Below are 20,712 nucleotides of genomic sequence, written 5' to 3' on the forward strand. Positions count from 1 at the left end.
GGAGGCGCATTATAGGGAGTTCTCCGCGGGCCGCAACCGCTAAATGACAGAAAAATGACTGACTGCTGCATTCCCCAGCAAAACCCCGCCTTATACCCTTTTACACACAGAGTTATCCACAGCGCTTCGAAAAAGTGAAAATATGCGAGCGTTGCGCAAACGTTTTCGTTAAAATGCTCGCGCTTAACAAGGAGGCCTCGTCAGGTGTGTTAGATGAGTTTTTCGCTGGAAAATTCATCTAACGCTCTCTGTAATCGTGAAATCCAGGGGATTTACCATGCAACAACGTCGTCCAGTCCGCCGCGCTCTGCTCAGTGTTTCTGATAAAGCCGGTATCGTCGAATTCGCTCAGGCACTTTCCGCACGTGGTGTAGAGCTGCTTTCTACAGGCGGTACCGCTCGCCTGTTAGCAGATAAAGGTCTGCCGGTAACCGAAGTGTCCGACTACACCGGTTTCCCGGAAATGATGGATGGACGCGTCAAAACCCTGCATCCGAAAGTGCACGGCGGCATTCTGGGCCGTCGCGGTCAGGACGACGGCATTATGGAACAGCATGATATCGCGCCTATCGATATGGTCGTCGTTAACCTCTACCCGTTTGCCCAGACCGTCGCCCGCGAAGGCTGCTCTCTGGAAGATGCGGTTGAGAATATTGATATCGGCGGCCCAACCATGGTGCGCTCCGCGGCGAAGAACCATAAAGATGTGGCCATCGTGGTGAAGAGCAGCGACTACAGCGCCATTATTAATGAGATGGATGCTAACGACGGCTCCCTCACTCTCGAAACCCGCTTCGACCTTGCGATTAAGGCGTTCGAACACACCGCCGCGTACGACAGCATGATTGCCAACTACTTCGGTAGCCTGGTTCCTGCCTACCACGGTGAAAGCAAAGATCCTTCTGGCCGCTTCCCGCGCACCCTGAACCTGAACTTCATTAAGAAGCAGGATATGCGTTACGGTGAGAACAGCCACCAGCAGGCTGCCTTCTATATAGAAGAAGAGGTCAAGGAAGCCTCCGTTGCGACCGCACAGCAGGTTCAGGGCAAAGCCCTTTCCTATAACAACATTGCCGACACCGACGCCGCACTGGAATGCGTGAAAGAGTTCAGCGAGCCGGCCTGCGTTATCGTCAAGCACGCCAACCCATGTGGCGTTGCGGTAAGCTCCTCTATTCTGGATGCCTACGATCGCGCCTACAAAACCGACCCGACCTCCGCATTCGGCGGCATTATTGCCTTCAACCGCGAGCTGGATGCCGAGACCGCGCAGGCCATTATCTCCCGCCAGTTTGTCGAAGTGATCATCGCGCCATCCGCGTCCGAAGAAGCGCTGAAAATCATCTCGGCGAAACAGAACGTGCGCGTACTGGTTTGCGGCCAGTGGGCGGAGCGCGTGCCGAGCCTGGACTTCAAGCGTGTGAACGGCGGTCTGCTGGTTCAGGATCGCGATTTGGGTATGGTGACAGAAGCCGACCTGCGCGTGGTGACCAAACGTCAGCCAACCGAACAGGAACTGCGTGACGCACTGTTCTGCTGGAAAGTGGCGAAGTTCGTGAAATCCAACGCCATCGTCTATGCCAAAGAGAACATGACCATCGGGATAGGCGCAGGCCAGATGAGCCGCGTTTACTCTGCGAAAATCGCGGGTATTAAAGCAGGTGACGAAGGTCTGGAAGTCAAAGGCTCCGCCATGGCCTCTGACGCCTTCTTCCCGTTCCGTGACGGTATCGATGCTGCGGCTGCGGTGGGCATCACCTGTGTGATCCAGCCTGGCGGCTCTATCCGCGACGACGAGGTGATTGCCGCTGCCGACGAACACGGCATCGCAATGATCTTCACCGACATGCGCCACTTCCGCCATTAATTCCCGGAGCAGAAAATGAAAGTATTAGTGATTGGTAACGGCGGGCGCGAGCACGCTCTGGCGTGGAAAGCGGCGCAGTCTCCGCAGGTTAAAACCGTCTTCGTGGCACCGGGTAACGCCGGTACCGCACTGGAACCCGCGCTGCAGAACGTGGCTATCGGCGTGACCGATATCCCGGCGCTGCTGAGCTTTGCCCAGACCGAGAACATCGATCTGACCATCGTCGGCCCGGAAGCGCCGCTGGTAATTGGCGTGGTTGACGCCTTCCGCGCTGCGGGCCTGAAAATCTTCGGCCCAACGGAAGGTGCCGCACAGCTGGAAGGCTCCAAAGCCTTCACCAAAGATTTCCTCGCGCGTCATAACATTCCGACGGCGGAGTATCAGAACTTCACCGACGTCGAGCCCGCGCTGGCTTACCTGCGTGAAAAAGGCGCGCCGATTGTCATCAAAGCCGACGGTCTGGCCGCCGGGAAAGGCGTTATCGTGGCGATGACGCTCGAAGAAGCCGAAGCGGCCGTTCAGGATATGCTGGCAGGCAACGCCTTTGGCGACGCGGGCCACCGCATCGTGATCGAAGAGTTCCTCGACGGCGAAGAGGCGAGCTTTATCGTAATGGTCGACGGCGAGCACGTTCTGCCGATGGCCACCAGCCAGGATCACAAGCGCGTGGGCAATGGCGATACCGGCCCCAACACTGGCGGGATGGGCGCTTACTCCCCTGCTCCCGTTGTTACCGATGAGGTGCATCAGCGCACCATGGACCGCATCATCTGGCCTACCGTGAAGGGCATGGCGGCGGAAGGCAATACCTACACCGGTTTCCTCTACGCGGGCCTGATGATTGACAAGCAGGGTAACCCGAAGGTGATTGAATTCAACTGCCGCTTCGGCGATCCGGAAACCCAGCCCATCATGCTGCGCATGAAATCCGACCTGGTGGATCTGTGTCTGGCGGCCTGCGAAGGCAAGCTGGACGAGAAAACCTCAGAGTGGGACGAGCGTGCGTCTCTGGGCGTGGTGATTGCTGCGGGTGGCTATCCGGGGAACTACAGCACCGGAGATGAGATCCACGGCCTGCCGCTGGAAGAGATTGACGGCGCGAAGGTGTTCCACGCCGGTACGAAGCTGGCTGACGATGACCGCGTGCTCACCAACGGCGGCCGCGTACTGTGTGCGACCGCACTGGGTCAGACCGTAGCAGAAGCGCAGAAACGCGCCTATGCGCTGATGGCGGATATTCACTGGAACGGCAGCTTCAGCCGTCAGGATATCGGTTATCGTGCTATTGCGCGGGAGCAGGGGGAGTAATTTCCCCTCACCCTAACCCTCTCCCTCAAGGGAGAGGGAACTTAAATCAAAAACTTTTCTCTGTCGGCTGCCAGGTGCAGAAGTCTTCGTTCGCCACCAGCAGCAGCTGAGAGCCTTCCGGCGCCTCAAGCCACGCCACGCTCACTTCCATAGACGAATGCCGCTGACGGCGCTGAATGTGTTCGGTTGCCCAGGATTCAAGTTCAGGCTTTACGGTCTGCCCTTCGCAGGTGGTCACCGTGCCATCGGCATGCCAGCGCCCCTGGCGCAGCACCACGCGGCCCTGGCGCAGCGCGTCGCTGGTCTGACGGAGCTGTTCGGCGCGGTAGCGGTAAAGGGCGACCTGATCGCTGGAAAGCTGCTGTTTCAATCCGCTGACTTCATGCTGCATAAAGCTCAGCTCGCCGTGGTCGTCGAAACGCACCTTCACGTGTTCGGGGGTCTTGCTGTAGATGTTCAGTTCAATCAGCGACAGCGCATCGCCCTGCCAGCGGTACTCTGCGGTCGAGGTGTTGCCGTTATGCCACGGGCTGAACGCGGTAAGCATATGGACTTCATCGCTGGAATCTTTACGCCAGATCCTGACCGCGCCCTGGTTGTCAGCGTAGCCGCTGGCGGTAAACGGGGGGAGTGAGGAGTCATGGCTACAGGCAGACAGCAACAGTACGCCTGCCAGCGCGAGCGTGCCACGCCAGAATGACAAAAGGGGCGTTGCCGCCCCTTCGTTAAAACTGTTCACTGCCACGCGTCTTACTTAACTGCGTCTTTCAGTGCTTTACCAGAAACAAATGCCGGCACGTTAGCTGCGGCGATTTTGATTTCTTTACCGGTCTGCGGGTTGCGGCCAGTACGCTCAGCGCGGTGGTTCACTTTGAAGGTACCGAAACCAACCAGTTGTACAGCATCGCCTTCTTTCAGAGACTCAGTAATAGCAGCCAGGGTAGATTCCAGAGCAGCTTTAGCCTGCACTTTAGACAGATCAGCCTTGTCCGCAATTACATCAATCAGTTGAGTCTTGTTCATAAGTTATCCTTTCAATGTGTTTATCGCTTGCTAAGCATCGAGTGCGACGAAAATGCCAAAAAAGCACTCTCCTGCATACACGCACCGATAGCCACTTTTTTTCGCCCCCCAAATGTAGACCAGACGGGGGGCAGAAGGGAAGAGTCGAGGTGCGACAAAACAGGCGTTAAATCACGTTTTGTTGTCTCATTGGTTAAAAATTATACCAATATTGCTCTCACCGGCCTCACGCAGGTCCGCGCGCAGCCCTTTGATCAGCTCAATATCACGCTCTTCACACTCTGCCAGCAGGCGGAAAATCTCCCACTGAATGTCCCATTCCTGTTCAACCGCCGGGTTAGCACGCAGCTCTTCGTCGGTCATTTCGCGGCCTTCCTGCGTCATTTCCAGCATCGCGACGGTCGTGATGGATGCCTTACTGACTTCAATGGCGTGCTCCAGCGTTTCACCGCTCAGACGGGAGTGGATCAGCTCGCTCAACGCCACGCAGGCGTCGATAGCCGGATAAACGCCGTACAGGTCGTAATCGTCCGCCGCCGGGATCGCCTCTTCCAGCTTTTCGAGCTGTGAATCGAAGTTCACCTTTGCGTCTTTCACCGTCAGCGTCTCCCAGATCAAATCCAGGATACGTCGATAAATCTGGCCTTCGCCAAACTCCGTTTGCTTACAGAACGCGGCATAGTTGGGATACATGCGCTCGCACAGGCAAGCCATAAACGTCACGTGCTGCCAGCTTTCCAGCTTCTCAAGGCGCAGATGAATCGGGTTTTGTAACATGATGATGTCTCGAATCGAAAATTAGCCGCAGTTTACCTGAATCACGGCTGAATTTCCTGCCAACGAATGAATGCCGGACGTGAAGAGGCAACGGCGTCAGCCCAGCGGGTTGGCTCCGGTAACCGGTAGCCCTTCATGCAGCGCTGCACCCACGCCAGCGCACTGTCCATGCTCACCCGATGCCCGGTGGCGATAAACAGCGGATTACAGCGCGCTTTACTGCGCCAGACCCACGCCAGCTGCTCGCCTTTATGGATAAGCGGCGCCAGCGCGCCCGGTTCGGCAGAAAGCGGCTCAAACGCGCCGCACAGGCGTTTTTTCGCCACGCCGATGGTCGGCACGTCCACCAGCAGACCAAAGTGGCTGGCGACGCCTAAGCGACGCGGATGGGAGATACCGTGCCCGTCAACAAACAGGAGGTCAGGTTTTTGCGAGAGTTGCTCCCACGCGGCCAGCAGCGCGGGGTATTCGCGGAAGGAGAGAAAGCCGGGAATATAGGGCATGGTGGTGGCGATACGCGCCACCTTGTACTCCACCAGCTCCAGCGACGGGTATTTCAGCACCACCATCGCCGCCCGCGTCACTTCACCGCCCTGCTCGAACCCCACGTCCGCCCCGCCAATGTACTGCGGGGGATCCTTATCCAGACGATCCTCGCGGATCACCGATGAAGCCAGTTCGATTTGCTGAGCGCGTAGCGACGCGAGATCCATAATCACTCCTTACTTGTGATACTGGGCAGAAAGCCGATGCACCGCCTCCACAAATACGCCTGCGTGTTCAGGCGGCACATCCTGATGAATGCCGTGGCCGAGGTTAAAGACGTGGCCTTCACCCTGGCCGAAACCAGACAGTATAGTCGACACTTCCTCTTCGATGCGGGCAGGCTGAGCATAGAGCATGGACGGATCCATGTTGCCCTGTAGCGCCACTTTGTCGCCCACGCGACGACGCGCATCGGCAATATCGGTGGTCCAGTCGAGGCCCAGCGCGTCGCAGCCAGTGGCCGCCATCGCTTCCAGCCACTGGCCGCCACCTTTGGTGAACAGCGTCACCGGCACGCGGCGACCTTCGTTTTCACGCAGCAGGCCATCGACGATTTTGTGCATGTAGTACAGGGAGAACTGCTGATAATCACGTCCGGTCAGCACGCCGCCCCAGGTGTCGAAAATCATCACCGACTGCGCGCCCGCTTTAATCTGCGCGTTGAGGTAGAGCGTAACGCTCTTCGCCAGCTTGTCGAGCAGCGCATGCAGCGCCAGCGGTTCGGCGTACATCAGCTTTTTAATCATGGTGAAGGCTTTGCTGCTGCCGCCTTCAACCATGTAGGTGGCCAGCGTCCACGGGCTGCCGGAGAAGCCAATCAGCGGCACTTCGCCCTTCAGCTCGCGGCGAATGGTGCGCACGGCGTTCATCACGTAGCCCAGTTCGCCTTCCGGATCGGGGATCGGCAGCTTATCGACGTCGGCTTTGCTTTTGATCGGCGAGGTAAAGCGCGGGCCCTCGCCGGTTTCGAAATAGAGCCCCAGGCCCATCGCGTCCGGAATGGTAAGAATGTCCGAAAAGAGAATGGCGGCATCCAGCGGGAAGCGGCGCAGCGGCTGGAGCGTCACCTCACAGGCCAGCTCGGCGTTTTTGCACAGCGACATAAAATCGCCCGCCTGCGCGCGCGTGGCTTTGTACTCTGGCAGATAGCGTCCCGCCTGGCGCATCATCCACACCGGGGTGACATCAACGGGCTGGCGCAGCAGCGCACGCAGATAACGATCGTTCTTCAGTTCGGTCATTTTGCAGTTCCTTATTGCGTCAGTCCGTCAGTGTAACACTACTCATACTCGGCCCGACACATTGCCACGGTATCTTCTATCAGGCGACGCGCCACCGTTCCCGGAGGGGGTAACAGCGGTAAATTGTCGTAGCGGTACCAGTTCGCCTCCAGCAGCTCTTTCTGGTCGATAACAATCTCGCCGCTGTCATATTCCGCCATAAACGCGGTCATCAGAGACATCGGGAACGGCCACGGCTGGGAGGTCACGTAGCGCAGGTTCTTCACCTTGATGCTGCTCTCCTCCATCACCTCGCGCGCCACCGCCTGCTCCAGCGTTTCGCCTACTTCGACGAACCCGGCGAGGACGGTATGAATGCCGTTGCGATGACGGGTATGTTGCGCCAGCAGGATGGAATCATCACGGCGGATGGCAACGATGATGCACGGCGCGATTTGGGGGTAGTAGCGTTCACGGCAGTGGCCGCAGAGCAGCGCCCATTCGGTTTTGCTTGGGTGCATGGTGTGGCCGCAGTAACCGCAATATTTGTGCGAACGGTAAAACTCCGCCAGCTGCACGCCCCGCCCCGCCAGCTGGAACAGGCCGACGTCAAGATCTAACACCTGACGTACGGATCCCATATCCTGACGGCGCGCCTGTTGGATCAACCACACGGGATCGCCCTGCCACTCGCCGATCTTCAGCGCGGACTGGCCCACCAGATCGAACGTTTCCGCGGCACCGTAGGGCAACTCTCCTGAGGGCAGCCATAATTTTTGTTCGTGGCTGACGATCCACCAACCCAGATCTGATTTTTCAATAATACGATCCATATCTATTGCACTACCTTCGCTTCACTGACATGTTGTTAGCATTGTGGTTACATTTTGGATAAGCAGATCCCATTCTAAACCTTATGGAGTCGACCATGTTAAACCAGCTGGAAAGCCTGACTGAGCGCGTTGGAGGAAGTAACACCCTGGTGGATCGCTGGCTACATGTGCGCAAGCATCTCCTTGTGGCGTATTACAATCTGGTCGGTCTTAAGCCTGGCAAAGAATCCTTTATGCGGCTGAACGAAAAAGCGCTGGATGATTTTTGTCAGAGCCTTGTCGACTACCTCTCCGACGGCCATTTCAACATTTATGAACGCATTATCCGCGAAATGGAAGGGACAACGCCGTATTTAGCGGCCAGCAAACTCTGTCCGCAGCTGGAAGCCAATACCCAGCAGATCATGGACTATTACGATTCCACGCTCGAGAACGCCATCGATCACGATAACTATCTTGAGTTCCAGCAGGCGCTGTCCGACCTGGGCGAAGCGCTGGAAGAGCGATTCACGCTGGAAGATAAGCTCATCGCCCTCGTACTGGATAACAACCTGAATATCAGCAGCAGCGATAACGTTGCGCGCCCTGCTTGAGTTCTTAACCGTTAACGAGTAATTTACAACCAGTCGCCCCTCTGCGGAGGGGGATTTTTCTTGTCGGAGTGCCCAGTGTGTAAGCACGGGCTGAGACCGTTAATTCGGGATCCGCGGAACCTGATCAGGTTAATACCTGCGAAGGGAACAAGAGTCACGCTGCTGTTGTATCGCCCCTGGGGCGATCTCCTCTTGCTTCATCCGTCGTCTGACAAGCCATGTCCTTCACTTCTGGAATGAGCTATGTCTACAACAAAACTGACCCGCCGCGAACAGCGTGCACAGGCCCAACACTTCATCGACACCCTGGAAGGCACCGCTTTCCCGAACTCGAAACGCATCTACATCACCGGTTCACAGGCCGATATCCGCGTGCCGATGCGCGAAATCCAGCTCAGCCCGACGCTTATCGGCGGCAGCAAAGAGAACCCCCAGTATGAAGACAACGAAGCCGTGCCGGTGTATGACACCTCCGGCCCATACGGCGATCCTGATGTTGCTATCAACGTGCAGCAAGGTCTGGCAAAGCTGCGCCAGCCGTGGATTGAGGCGCGTAACGACTGCGAAGAACTGAGCGTACGCAGTTCTGCGTACACCAAAGAACGCCTGGCCGACGACGGCCTGGACGAGCTGCGCTTTACCGGCCTGCTGACGCCAAAACGCGCCAGAGCGGGCAAGTGCGTAACCCAGCTGCACTACGCGCGCCAGGGTATCGTCACGCCGGAGATGGAGTTCATCGCCATCCGCGAAAACATGGGGCGCGAGCGCATCCGCAGCGAAATATTGCGCCACCAGCATCCGGGTGAAGGCTTTGGCGCTCGCCTGCCGGAGAACATCACGCCGGAGTTTGTGCGTGACGAAGTGGCCGCCGGGCGCGCGATTATCCCTGCCAACATCAACCATCCGGAATCGGAGCCGATGATTATCGGCCGCAACTTCCTTGTGAAAGTTAACGCCAACATCGGCAACTCTGCCGTCACCTCGTCCATCGAAGAAGAGGTGGAAAAGCTGGTCTGGTCCACGCGCTGGGGTGCGGACACGGTGATGGACCTCTCCACTGGCCGCTACATCCACGAAACCCGCGAGTGGATCCTGCGTAACAGCCCGGTACCGATTGGCACCGTCCCGATTTATCAGGCGCTGGAGAAGGTCAACGGCATCGCCGAAAACCTCACCTGGGAAGCGTTCCGCGACACGCTGCTGGAGCAAGCGGAACAGGGCGTGGACTACTTCACCATCCACGCGGGCGTGCTGCTGCGCTACGTGCCGATGACGGCGAAACGTCTGACCGGCATCGTCTCACGCGGTGGCTCCATCATGGCGAAGTGGTGCCTGTCCCATCATCAGGAAAACTTCCTTTACGAGCACTTCCGCGAGATCTGCGAAATCTGCGCCGCGTACGACGTCTCCCTGTCGCTGGGCGACGGCCTGCGTCCTGGCTCCATCCGCGATGCTAACGACGAAGCACAGTTTGCCGAGCTGCACACCCTGGGCGAGCTGACCAAAATCGCCTGGGAGTATGACGTGCAGGTGATGATTGAAGGCCCGGGCCACGTGCCGATGCAGATGATCCGCCGCAACATGACCGAGGAGCTGGAGCACTGCCACGAAGCGCCGTTCTACACTCTGGGGCCGTTGACCACAGATATCGCACCGGGCTACGACCACTTCACCTCCGGGATCGGCGCGGCGATGATCGGCTGGTTTGGCTGCGCCATGCTCTGCTACGTGACGCCGAAAGAGCACCTCGGCCTGCCCAACAAAGAGGACGTAAAGCAGGGACTGATTACCTATAAAATTGCCGCCCACGCGGCGGATCTGGCGAAAGGCCACCCGGGCGCGCAAATCCGCGACAACGCCATGTCCAAAGCGCGCTTTGAATTCCGCTGGGAAGACCAGTTTAACCTGGCGCTGGATCCGTTCACCGCCCGCGCCTATCACGACGAAACCCTGCCCCAGGAGTCGGGCAAGGTGGCGCACTTCTGCTCCATGTGCGGGCCAAAATTCTGCTCGATGAAAATCAGCCAGGAAGTGCGGGATTACGCCGCCGCGCAGACCATTGAAGTCGGTATGGCGGACATGTCGGAAACCTTCCGCGCCAGAGGCGGCGAAATTTACCTCAAAAAAGAGGAGGCGTAATGTACAAGCCCGATTTCCCCTCCGTGCCCTTTCGCTTAGGACTTTACCCGGTGGTGGACAGCGTGGAGTGGATCGAACGCCTGCTGGAGGCCGGCGTTCGCACCCTCCAGCTGCGCATCAAAGATAAGCGTGATGAAGAGGTGGAGGCCGACGTCGTCGCCGCCATCGCGCTGGGGCATCGCTACACTGCTCGCCTGTTTATCAACGACTACTGGCGGCTGGCCGTTAAGCACCGGGCGTACGGCGTGCATTTGGGCCAGGAGGATCTGGAAACCACCGATCTGAACGCCATTCGCCAGGCTGGCCTGCGCCTTGGCGTTTCAACACACGATGATATGGAAATCGACGTGGCGCTGGCGGCCCGCCCCTCCTACATCGCCCTCGGTCACGTTTTCCCGACGCAAACCAAGCAGATGCCGTCTGCACCGCAGGGTCTGACGCAGCTGGCGAGCCACGTTAAGCGCCTTGCCGATTACCCGACCGTCGCCATCGGTGGAATCAGCCTTGAACGCGCCCCGGCGGTGCTGGAGACCGGCGTCGGCAGTATCGCCGTCGTCAGCGCTATCACCCAGGCGGCAGACTGGCGGTCCGCCACCGCGCAGCTTTTACAGCTGGCAGGAGCAGGCGATGAATGACCGCGATTTTATGCGCTACAGCCGCCAGATCCTGCTGGAGGATATTGCCATTGACGGGCAGCAAAAGCTGCTCGCCAGCCGGGTACTGATTGTCGGCCTGGGCGGATTAGGCGCACCTGCCGCGCTGTATCTGGCCGGTGCGGGCGTGGGCACGCTGGTGCTGGCCGATGACGACGAGGTGCACCTCAGCAACCTGCAACGGCAAATCCTCTTCACGACTGAAGATGTTAACCAGCCTAAAGCGCAGATCACCCGGCAGCGGCTTAACCAGCTTAATCCGGATATCGAACTGATTGCGCTCCAGACGCGGCTTAGCGGAGACGAGCTGCAACGTGAAGTTGCCCTTGCCGACGCGGTGCTGGACTGCACGGACAACATGGCGACGCGTCAGGCCATCAACGCGGCCTGTGTTGCACAGAACACGCCGCTGATCACCGCCAGCGCGGTCGGTTTCGGCGGGCAGATAATGGTGCTTACGCCGCCGTGGGCGCAGGGCTGTTACCGCTGCCTGTGGCCGGACGAGGCTGAACCGGAGCGTAACTGCCGCACGGCAGGCATTCTTGGCCCGGTGGTGGGCGTGATGGGTACCCTTCAGGCACTGGAGGCTATCAAGCTGCTCAGCGGCATGGAGACGGAACGCAACACGCTCCGGCTGTTCGACGCCCGCTCCAGCGGCTGGCGCCATCTGGCACTACACCGCGCCAGCCACTGCCCGGTATGCGGAGGCCGCAATGCGCATTCTGTTTAACGATGAGCCGATGACGTGCGACGACGGTCTCACCGTTGCCGCCCTGCTCGACAAATTGCGCCAGCTCAAGCCGGGAACGGCGCTGGCGCTCAATCAACAGATCCTGCCGCGCGAGCAGTGGGAACTTCAGCAGGTCAATGAAGGCGACCAGATCCTGCTGTTTCAGGTTATCGCAGGGGGCTGAGATGTTACGTATTGCTGATAAAGTATTTGATTCACATCTGTTTACCGGAACTGGCAAATTCGCCTCGCCGCAGCTGATGGTGGATGCTATTCGTGAAAGTGGCAGCCAGCTGGTGACGCTGGCGATGAAGCGCGTGGATCTGCGCCAGCACAACGATGCCATACTTGCGCCGCTACTGGAGGCAGGCGTGACGCTCTTACCAAACACCTCCGGCGCGAAAACGGCCGAGGAGGCGATTTTCGCCGCGCAGCTGGCGCGGGAAGCGCTCGGCACCCGCTGGCTGAAGCTGGAAATTCACCCGGATGCCCGCTGGCTGCTGCCCGACCCGATCGAGACCCTGAAAGCCGCAGAAAAGCTGGTGCAGCAGGGGTTTACCGTTCTGCCTTACTGCGGCGCGGATCCCGTGCTGTGTAAGCGTCTGGAAGAGGTCGGCTGCGCCGCCGTCATGCCGCTGGGGGCGCCCATTGGCTCCAATCAGGGGCTGGAAACCCGCGCGATGCTGGAGATCATCATCGAGCAGGCGACCGTGCCGGTGGTGGTGGATGCGGGGATCGGCGTGCCCAGCCATGCCGCGCAGGCGCTGGAAATGGGTGCCGACGCGGTGCTGGTGAATACCGCCATTGCGGTGGCCGACGACCCGGTCATGATGGCGCGTGCGTTTCGTCTCGCCGTGGAGGCTGGCGTACTGGCCAGAGAGTCCGGCCCCGGCTCGCGCAGTTTTCAGGCACAGGCCACCAGCCCGCTGACCGGTTTTCTGGAGGCGCTCTCATGAGAACGTTTACCGAGCGCTGGCGCGAGCTTAACTGGGACGATATTGCCCTGCGCATCAACAGCAAAACGACTGCTGACGTGGAGCGCGCGCTGAATGCCCGTCATCTGAACCGGGAGGATTTAATGGCCCTGCTCTCGCCGGCAGCCAGCGCCTACCTTGAACCAATGGCGCAGCGCGCCCAGCGCCTCACCCGGCAGCGGTTTGGCAACACAGTGAGCTTCTACGTCCCGCTCTATCTTTCGAACCTGTGCGCCAACGACTGTACCTACTGTGGTTTTTCCATGAGCAACCGCATCAAGCGGAAAACGCTCGATGAAGAGGAGATCGCACGCGAGTGTGCTGCTATTCGTGAAATGGGGTTCGAACATCTTCTGCTGGTCACGGGCGAGCATCAGGGGAAAGTGGGAATGGACTATTTCCGCCAGCATCTGCCTGCGATACGTCGGGAGTTTGCGTCGTTGCAGATGGAGGTTCAGCCCCTGTCGCAGGACGAGTATGCGGAGTTAAAAACGCTCGGGTTGGACGGCGTTATGGTCTATCAGGAAACCTACCACGAGGCGACGTACGCGCGGCATCACCTGAAAGGGAAGAAGCAGGATTTTTTCTTCCGGCTGGAAACGCCAGACAGGCTGGGCCGCGCCGGGATCGACAAAATCGGGTTGGGTGCGCTAATTGGGCTTTCCGATAGCTGGCGGGTAGATTGCTACATGGTGGCAGAACATCTGCTGTGGCTGCAACAGCACTACTGGCAGACCCGATACTCCATCTCCTTCCCACGCCTGCGCCCCTGCGCAGGCGGCATTGAACCGGCTTCGCTGATGGATGAACGCCAGCTGGTGCAGACCATCTGCGCGTTTCGCCTGCTGGCTCCGGAAGTGGAGTTATCGCTCTCAACGCGTGAATCCCCGGCGTTTCGCGATCGCGTCATCCCGCTGGCGATTAACAACGTCAGCGCATTTTCCAAAACGCAGCCTGGCGGGTATGCAGACGATCATCCGGAGCTGGAGCAGTTTGCACCGCATGACGGACGGCGTCCGGAAGCTGTTGCCGCCGCCCTGACGGCACAGGGTTTACAGCCTGTCTGGAAAGACTGGGACAGCTGGCTGGGAAGAGCCTCGCAATGACGATGTAACGCACTGCAACACGGTAGAAAATTATCGAGGCGTTACGGAAAGGTAAAACCGGATGATTGTCAGCGATCGTCCGGTTTTTTATTGTCATCAGGTCAGCAACGGATGCTGACCAGGGCGAAAAGCTTCTTCCTCGTTTCGCCCTGCCTCCGATTCCGTGCATAAGAGGGGCGCAAAAGTATGGATAAGGAATTTCTTAGTGATTCTTAAGATAAATCATCTCGCCTGAAATCGTGTTCCGTATAATTCACCGCTAACCGCAGGACAGCGACTATGCTGAGAGGATATCGGCAGACGAAAAATATTCACCATCAGGATCGATGTACAACTCATGGCACTTCACAGCAAAAAGCTCTCTTTCACCCGACCCATTATGCTCAGCTTCGCGGGGATTCTGTGCAGTTTTGCGCTGATCGCGGTCGTGGTAACTCTTTCACAACGAAAGGATTTCCTTGAGGACTATCATAAGATTAATGGCAATTTCACCCATAACCTTGCGGTGAACTACACCGAGTCAATCCTGCGTGAAAACGACTATATCCTGGGCCGCTCCGCGATGTATTTTGCACGCGATGACAGGCTAAACGAGACCCTCAACGTCAACCCGACGCAAGGGCTGCAGATGATGATGCATTTGCAAAACCTGATGCCGACCGTGTCATCCATCTCGCTGGCAGACACGCAGGGACATTATCTGCGCGCGCCGGAAGTGCTCCAGACGGAAAAGAGTAAAACCTTCGATCCCCGGACGCGTCCGTGGTTTGTCGCCCATGCTGAAGCCAGTATATTCAGCCACTACACCCGTCCCTATATGGACTACTTCAACGGTCATCCGACGGTCACACTCTATAAACCGTTAATTTCACCAGAAGGTCGACTTAAAGGTACGATTGCGTTTCATCTCGACTTAACGTCAATGGGCTACACCCTGCGTCAGATGGTCGCCCCTGTTCAGGGGGAATTCTTCGTCGTCGAACGCGATGGCGCCGTCGTGCTGCACCCTGATACGGGCGTGCTTTTCAAACAGTACGTCAGCGAAGCGCTGATGGATAAAATGACCAGCGGCGAAGGCCACCTTTACGATAAGAAAACCGACGCCTGGTATTACTACTACTCATTTACCAATCCGGACTGGTTTGTCATCTACAGGGTCTCTGGCGCAACGCTTACCGATATCACCCGACACGAAACGACTATCGTAGGCTGGGGTTTCGCGCTGGCGGCCATCATTATCATTCTCTTCGGCCTCTATCTGCGTCATGCCTCGCGTACCGTGTTGATGACCATTATCAATGCGATCAAAACGGGCGATGTGAGCCAGGCGCCGCGTCTGGAAGCGATGCTGAGCCGCACCATTCAGTCCAATAAAGAGCGTGAGATGGCGTATGTTCGTCAGGCCACTCACGATGCGCTGACCGGCTGCAAAAACCGCCGTGCGTTCGATATCGATGTGGAGGAATTATTAAATGCCCACCAGCCTTTCGCGATGGCGCTGGTTGATATTGATAACTTCAAGTCAATTAACGACACGTGGGGACACCTGAGCGGCGACATTGTCCTGCGTAACGTGGCGCGCGAGGGGATCCAGATAATGCAACCCCACCACGTCTCGGTCTATCGCTATGGTGGTGAAGAGTTCGCGGTAATTTTCCAGGCCGAGCAGATCGCTGCCGCATTTTCATTGCTTGACGCATGGCGCACCGCCGTTGAAAGACGCGCATGGCGGGAAGAAAATCTGCACGTCACGTTCAGCGCGGGTCTGGGTGAATGGCATTTCGAACCGCTGGAACAATTTGTAGGTAGCGTTGATAACGCGCTCTACAGTGCTAAAAAGCAGGGAAAAAACCGTATTGTTCGCAATGCCGTCGGCTGACTTTCTCTCTTACTCGAAGAATTGTAACCGGTTTCAGAAAAATGCCGCTTTCTTTGTGATGCCTGACACACAATCGCGGTAAAGCGGTTGTTGAAGCTCTCTGCGCAGGATAATTATCAATAAACACATGTAGATCGAGGCTGATTATGAAGAACATCGTTTTATGCTGTGCAGCGGGAATGTCAACCAGCATGCTGGTTCAACGTATGAAAGATGCCGCGCAGAAAAAAGGGGTTGAAGTCACCATTAAAGCCGTTCCGGTTGCGGAGTTTAAAGACAATATCGCGACGGCCGACATCGTATTACTGGGGCCACAGGTCAAATACGAGCAGGCTAAACTGCAGGCACAGGCCGACCCGCTGGGTAAAAAGGTCGCGGTGATCGACATGATGGATTACGGCATGATGAAAGGCGATGCCGTACTGGAAAAAGCGCTTAAACTGCTGGAGTCATAATGGAAGACTTAGAAACCACAATCATGGAACTGCTGGTCAACGCCGGTGCGGCCCGCAGTGCGGCCCTGACGGCTCTGCAGATGGCGCGTAAAGGTGAGTTTGACGAAGCTGAAAAAGCGATGGAAGAATCCCGCGAATATGTGAAGCACGCGCATACGATCCAGACGCAGCTTATTGGACTTGACGAAGGGACCGGGAAACTGCCTGTTAACCTGATCACCGTTCATTCTCAGGACCACCTGATGAACGCAATGGTTATTCAGGATCTGGCGGGCGATATGATTGAGCTTTATCGACGCATCCCGCTAGTGAATTGAAGAAATGCAGATATAAAAAAACCCGCCGAGGCGGGTTTTTTATTTACGGCATCAACGATTACTCGTTGTCGGAACCGCCCAGACCTGCGTTCAGCAGTTCTGCCAGGCTCGCGGATGCATCTTCAGCAGTAACCTGCGGTGCAGCTGGCAGTTCGCCCGCTGCGCGACGACGCATACGATCCTGATGGTACGCATAACCGGTACCGGCAGGGATCAGACGACCCACGATGACGTTCTCTTTCAGACCGCGCAGTTCATCACGTTTACCAGCAACAGCGGCTTCGGTCAGGACACGAGTCGTTTCCTGGAACGATGCTGCGGAGATGAAGGACTCGGTTGCCAGAGACGCTTTGGTGATACCCAGCAGATCGCGTGCGAAGGTCGCACCGATTTTGCCGTTCGCTTCCAGATCGCGGTTAGCGATCTTAACGCGTGAGTATTCAACCTGCTCGCCTTCCAGGAAGTCGGAGCTGCCCGCGTTTTCGATGGTTGCTTTACGCAGCATCTGACGAACGATAACTTCGATGTGTTTATCGTTAATCTTAACGCCCTGCAGGCGGTATACGTCCTGTACTTCGTTAACAATGTAACGAGTAACAGCATGCACACCACGCAGACGCAGGATGTCGTGCGGCGCTTCTGGACCGTCGGAAACCACATCACCACGTTCTACACGTTCGCCTTCGAACACGTTGAGCTGACGCCACTTAGGAATCATCTCTTCGTACGGCTCGCTGCCATCTACTGGGGTGATAACCAGACGGCGCTTACCTTTAGTCTCTTTACCGAAGGAGATGATCCCGCTGATTTCAGCCAGGATTGCAGGCTCTTTCGGACGACGTGCTTCGAACAGGTCCGCAACGCGTGGCAGACCACCGGTGATGTCCTTGGTACCGCCGGATTCCTGAGGAATACGCGCCAGGGTGTCACCAGAGCTGATCTGTACGCCATCTTCCAGCTGTACAATCGCTTTACCCGGCAGGAAGTACTGCGCAGGCATATCGGTACCCGGGATCAGAACGTCGTTACCCTGAGCATCAACGATTTTCAGTGCAGGACGCAGATCTTTACCGCCGGTAGTACGTTCAGCAGAATCCAGAACCACCAGAGAAGACAGACCGGTCAGCTCGTCGGTCTGACGAGTAATGGTCTGGCCGTCGATCATGTCAGTAAAGCGGATGAAACCACTTACTTCGGTGATAACCGGCATGGTGTGTGGATCCCAGTTTGCAACGGTTTCACCGCCGGCAACCTGCTCGCCATCACCTTTCGCCATAACCGCACCGTAAGGCACTTTATAGCTCTCTTTGGTACGACCGAATTCGTCGATCAGCTTCAGCTCGGTGTTACGAGAGGTCACAACCAGCTTGCCTGCGGAGTTAACAACAGACTTCGCGTTGCTGAGCTTGATGCTACCTTTGTTTTTCACCTGAATGCTGGATTCAGCAGCCGCACGAGATGCCGCACCACCGATGTGGAACGTACGCATCGTCAGCTGTGTACCCGGCTCACCGATGGACTGTGCCGCGATAACGCCGATGGCTTCACCTTTGTTGATGATGTGGCCACGCGCCAGGTCACGACCGTAGCAGTGCGCACACACACCAAAGTCGGTGTCACAGGATACAACGGAACGCACTTTCACAGAGTCAACAGAGTTCGCTTCCAGCAGGTCACACCACTGTTCGTGCAGCAGGGTGTTGCGTGGAACCAGAATGTCTGCGGTGCCCGGCTTCAGAATGTCTTCCGCGGTCACACGACCCAGTACGCGATCGCGCAGCGGCTCTTTAACATCACCACCCTCGATAACCGGGGTCATGGTGATACCTTCGAGGGTGCCACAATCGTCTTCAGTCACAACCAGATCCTGCGCAACGTCAACCAGACGACGCGTCAGATAACCGGAGTTCGCTGTCTTCAGTGCGGTATCCGCCAGACCTTTACGCGCACCGTGCGTGGAGATGAAGTACTGGAGTACGTTCAGACCTTCACGGAAGTTCGCGGTGATTGGCGTTTCGATGATGGAGCCATCTGGCTTCGCCATCAGACCACGCATACCTGCCAGCTGACGAATCTGTGCTGCAGAACCACGCGCACCGGAGTCGGCCATCATGTAAATGCTGTTGAAGGAAACCTGCTGCTCTTCGACGCCGTCACGGTTAATCACGGTTTCGGTTTGCAGGTTATCCATCATCGCTTTGGATACACGATCGTTCGCCGCTGCCCAGATATCGATAACTTTGTTGTAGCGTTCGCCCGCGGTTACCAGACCAGACTGGAACTGCTCCTGGATCTCAGCAACTTCAGCTTCCGCTTCAGAGATGATCTCGTGTTTCTTCTCTGGGATGACCATGTCATCGATACCAACAGATGCACCTGAACGCGCTGCATAAGCAAAGCCGGTATACATAGTCTGGTCAGCGAAGATAACGGTCGGCTTCAGACCCAAAATGCGGTAACAGGTGTTCAGCATTTTGGAGATCGCTTTCTTGCCCAGCGCCTGGTTGACGATGGAGAAAGGCAGACCTTTCGGTACGATCATCCAAAGAATGGCACGGCCAATGGTCGTGTCTTTCAGGCTGGTCTTCGCAACGAATTCGCCGTTTGCATCTTTTTCGTATTCGGTGATACGCACTTTAACGCGCGCATGCAGAGAGGCCAGGCCAGCGCGATAAATACGCTCAGCTTCTTTCGGGCCAGTCAGCACCATGCCTTCGCCTTTGGCGTTAACACAGTCACGGGTCATGTAGTACAGACCCAATACAACGTCCTGAGAAGGAACGATAATTGGTTCACCGTTCGCTGGAGACAGGATGTTGTTGGTAGACATCATCAGCGCACGCGCTTCAAGCTGGGCTTCCAGCGTCAGCGGTACGTGAACAGCCATCTGGTCACCATCGAAGTCGGCGTTATAGGCCGCACAAACCAGCGGGTGCAGCTGGATAGCTTTACCTTCGATCAGGACTGGCTCAAATGCCTGGATACCCAGACGGTGCAGGGTTGGTGCACGGTTCAGCAGTACCGGGTGTTCGCGGATAACTTCGTCCAGGATATCCCAAACGACAGCTTCTTCACGCTCAACCATTTTCTTAGCGGCTTTGATGGTGGTGGCCAGGCCACGCAGCTCCAGCTTGCCGTAGATGAACGGTTTGAACAGCTCCAGTGCCATTTTCTTCGGCAGACCGCACTGATGCAGACGCAGGTATGGACCTACGGTGATTACAGAACGACCGGAGTAGTCAACACGCTTACCGAGCAGGTTCTGACGGAAACGACCCTGCTTACCTTTGATCATGTCGGCCAAAGATTTCAGAGGACGCTTGTTAGAACCGGTGATCGCACGACCGCGACGACCGTTATCCAGCAGGGCATCTACCGCTTCCTGCAGCATACGTTTTTCGTTGCGTACGATGATGTCCGGCGCAGCCAGATCCAGCAGACGTTTCAGACGGTTGTTACGGTTGATAACGCGACGATACAGATCGTTCAGATCGGACGTTGCGAAACGACCACCATCCAGCGGAACCAGCGGACGCAGATCTGGCGGCAGAACCGGCAGAACGGTCAGGATCATCCACTCTGGTTTGTTACCAGACTGAACGAACGCTTCCAGCAGTTTGATACGCTTGGTCAGCTTTTTACGCTTGGTTTCGGAGTTGGTTTCGTTCAGCTCTTCACGCAGCTGCTCGCACTCTTGCTCCAGATCCATGCTCTTCAGCAGGGCCTGAATAGCTTCCGCACCCATCTTCGCGTCGAATTCGTCACCGAACTCTTCCAGCGCGTCCAGATACTGCTCTTCAGTCAGGATCTGGTGACGTTCCAGGTTCGTCATCCCGCCTTCGATAACTACATAAGATTCGAAGTACAGAACACGTTCGATATCGCGCAGCGGCATATCCAGCAGCAGACCGATACGGGACGGCAGAGATTTCAGGAACCAGATGTGAGCAGTCGGAGACGCCAGCTCGATGTGGCCCATACGCTCACGGCGTACTTTGGTCTGGGTCACTTCAACGCCGCACTTCTCACAGATCACACCGCGGTGTTTCAGGCGCTTGTACTTACCGCACAGGCACTCGTAATCTTTTACTGGCCCGAAAATACGCGCACAGAAAAGGCCATCACGCTCAGGTTTGAACGTACGGTAGTTGATGGTTTCCGGCTTTTTAACTTCACCGAAAGACCATGAACGGATCATGTCTGGCGAAGCCAGAGCAATTTTGATCGCATCAAACTCTTCGGTTTTAGTCTGCGCTTTCAGAAACTTTAATAAATCTTTCACGGATTTGCTC

19 protein-coding genes and 1 riboswitch are annotated in these 20,712 nt (G+C 56.9%); of the genes, 12 read left to right on the forward strand and 7 right to left on the reverse strand.

Annotation, left to right across the window (positions count from 1 at the left end):
- Nucleotides 1–277 precede the first annotated feature (277 nt).
- Together purH and purD are read left to right on the forward strand one after the other, a co-directional pair.
- Entirely contained in the window at nucleotides 278–1,867 is a 1,590-nt protein-coding gene (gene purH, locus INF77_RS22385) for a bifunctional phosphoribosylaminoimidazolecarboxamide formyltransferase/IMP cyclohydrolase (RefSeq protein WP_193532272.1), read from the forward strand.
- Nucleotides 1,868–1,882: 15 nt separating this feature from the next.
- The gene (gene purD / locus INF77_RS22390; RefSeq protein ID WP_045261355.1) at nucleotides 1,883–3,175 is read left to right on the forward strand and encodes a phosphoribosylamine--glycine ligase; all 1,293 of its coding nucleotides are present in this window, start codon (nucleotides 1,883–1,885) and stop codon (nucleotides 3,173–3,175) included.
- Nucleotides 3,176–3,221: 46 nt separating this feature from the next.
- Here the strand turns inward: purD and INF77_RS22395 are convergent, their stop codons facing one another.
- The 6 genes from INF77_RS22395 to nudC form a co-directional block, all read right to left on the reverse strand.
- The gene (locus tag INF77_RS22395; RefSeq protein WP_028015109.1) at nucleotides 3,222–3,914 is read right to left on the reverse strand and encodes a DUF1481 domain-containing protein; all 693 of its coding nucleotides are present in this window, start codon (nucleotides 3,912–3,914) and stop codon (nucleotides 3,222–3,224) included.
- Between the two features lie 11 nt (nucleotides 3,915–3,925).
- A complete protein-coding gene (gene hupA, locus INF77_RS22400) occupies nucleotides 3,926–4,198 on the reverse strand; it encodes a nucleoid-associated protein HU-alpha (protein WP_002445246.1) in 273 nt (90 codons plus the stop codon).
- A gap of 186 nt (nucleotides 4,199–4,384) precedes the next feature.
- Nucleotides 4,385–4,975, reverse strand: coding sequence for a YjaG family protein (locus INF77_RS22405; RefSeq protein ID WP_022646712.1), 591 nt, complete (start codon nucleotides 4,973–4,975; stop codon nucleotides 4,385–4,387).
- A gap of 41 nt (nucleotides 4,976–5,016) precedes the next feature.
- Complete coding sequence (gene nfi, locus INF77_RS22410) at nucleotides 5,017–5,688, reverse strand: deoxyribonuclease V (RefSeq protein ID WP_010425928.1); 672 nt, start codon at nucleotides 5,686–5,688, stop codon at nucleotides 5,017–5,019.
- A 9-nt stretch (nucleotides 5,689–5,697) separates the two neighbouring features.
- On the reverse strand, nucleotides 5,698–6,762 hold the full coding sequence (hemE, locus tag INF77_RS22415) for a uroporphyrinogen decarboxylase (RefSeq protein WP_193532277.1): 1,065 nt from the start codon (nucleotides 6,760–6,762) through the stop codon (nucleotides 5,698–5,700).
- A 38-nt stretch (nucleotides 6,763–6,800) separates the two neighbouring features.
- On the reverse strand, nucleotides 6,801–7,574 hold the full coding sequence (gene nudC / locus INF77_RS22420; protein WP_049138089.1) for an NAD(+) diphosphatase: 774 nt from the start codon (nucleotides 7,572–7,574) through the stop codon (nucleotides 6,801–6,803).
- 95 nt (nucleotides 7,575–7,669) lie between these two features.
- On the opposite strand from nudC, the gene INF77_RS22425 reads away from it, so the two are divergent.
- The 10 genes from INF77_RS22425 (at nucleotide 7,670) to INF77_RS22470 (ending at nucleotide 16,420) form a co-directional block, all read left to right on the forward strand.
- Nucleotides 7,670–8,167, forward strand: a complete 498-nt coding sequence (locus tag INF77_RS22425) for an Rsd/AlgQ family anti-sigma factor (RefSeq protein ID WP_028015105.1) — start codon at nucleotides 7,670–7,672, stop codon at nucleotides 8,165–8,167.
- 54 nt (nucleotides 8,168–8,221) lie between these two features.
- Nucleotides 8,222–8,331, forward strand: a riboswitch (TPP riboswitch).
- A 79-nt stretch (nucleotides 8,332–8,410) separates the two neighbouring features.
- The gene (gene thiC / locus INF77_RS22430; RefSeq protein WP_041911590.1) at nucleotides 8,411–10,306 is read left to right on the forward strand and encodes a phosphomethylpyrimidine synthase ThiC; all 1,896 of its coding nucleotides are present in this window, start codon (nucleotides 8,411–8,413) and stop codon (nucleotides 10,304–10,306) included.
- On the forward strand, nucleotides 10,306–10,941 hold the full coding sequence (gene thiE, locus INF77_RS22435) for a thiamine phosphate synthase (protein ID WP_193532278.1): 636 nt from the start codon (nucleotides 10,306–10,308) through the stop codon (nucleotides 10,939–10,941). The genes thiC and thiE overlap by 1 nt, the downstream gene beginning before the upstream one ends.
- Nucleotides 10,934–11,689: a HesA/MoeB/ThiF family protein gene (locus INF77_RS22440; RefSeq protein WP_150145494.1), complete on the forward strand. Its 756-nt coding sequence runs from the start codon at nucleotides 10,934–10,936 to the stop codon at nucleotides 11,687–11,689. The genes thiE and INF77_RS22440 overlap by 8 nt, the downstream gene beginning before the upstream one ends.
- Nucleotides 11,673–11,873: a sulfur carrier protein ThiS gene (gene thiS / locus INF77_RS22445; protein ID WP_028015101.1), complete on the forward strand. Its 201-nt coding sequence runs from the start codon at nucleotides 11,673–11,675 to the stop codon at nucleotides 11,871–11,873. Before INF77_RS22440 ends, thiS begins: the two co-directional genes overlap by 17 nt.
- Nucleotide 11,874: 1 nt before the next feature.
- Nucleotides 11,875–12,645: a thiazole synthase gene (thiG, locus tag INF77_RS22450; RefSeq protein WP_028015100.1), complete on the forward strand. Its 771-nt coding sequence runs from the start codon at nucleotides 11,875–11,877 to the stop codon at nucleotides 12,643–12,645.
- Complete coding sequence (gene thiH, locus INF77_RS22455) at nucleotides 12,642–13,769, forward strand: 2-iminoacetate synthase ThiH (RefSeq protein ID WP_150145496.1); 1,128 nt, start codon at nucleotides 12,642–12,644, stop codon at nucleotides 13,767–13,769. Before thiG ends, thiH begins: the two co-directional genes overlap by 4 nt.
- A gap of 337 nt (nucleotides 13,770–14,106) precedes the next feature.
- Entirely contained in the window at nucleotides 14,107–15,648 is a 1,542-nt protein-coding gene (locus tag INF77_RS22460; protein ID WP_193532279.1) for a sensor domain-containing diguanylate cyclase, read from the forward strand.
- A 146-nt stretch (nucleotides 15,649–15,794) separates the two neighbouring features.
- On the forward strand, nucleotides 15,795–16,103 hold the full coding sequence (locus INF77_RS22465; protein ID WP_010425948.1) for a PTS sugar transporter subunit IIB: 309 nt from the start codon (nucleotides 15,795–15,797) through the stop codon (nucleotides 16,101–16,103).
- Nucleotides 16,103–16,420 carry a PTS lactose/cellobiose transporter subunit IIA gene (locus tag INF77_RS22470; RefSeq protein WP_008503455.1) on the forward strand — a complete coding sequence of 106 codons (318 nt, stop codon included), beginning with the start codon at nucleotides 16,103–16,105 and terminating at the stop codon, nucleotides 16,418–16,420. Before INF77_RS22465 ends, INF77_RS22470 begins: the two co-directional genes overlap by 1 nt.
- A gap of 58 nt (nucleotides 16,421–16,478) precedes the next feature.
- Here INF77_RS22470 and rpoC read toward each other — a convergent pair whose 3' ends face one another.
- The gene (gene rpoC, locus INF77_RS22475) at nucleotides 16,479–20,702 is read right to left on the reverse strand and encodes a DNA-directed RNA polymerase subunit beta' (RefSeq protein ID WP_028015097.1); all 4,224 of its coding nucleotides are present in this window, start codon (nucleotides 20,700–20,702) and stop codon (nucleotides 16,479–16,481) included.
- Nucleotides 20,703–20,712: the final 10 nt, after the last annotated feature.

The organism is Enterobacter cloacae complex sp. P1B (assembly GCF_014982345.1).
Classification (GTDB): Bacteria; Pseudomonadota; Gammaproteobacteria; order Enterobacterales; family Enterobacteriaceae; genus Enterobacter; species Enterobacter bugandensis.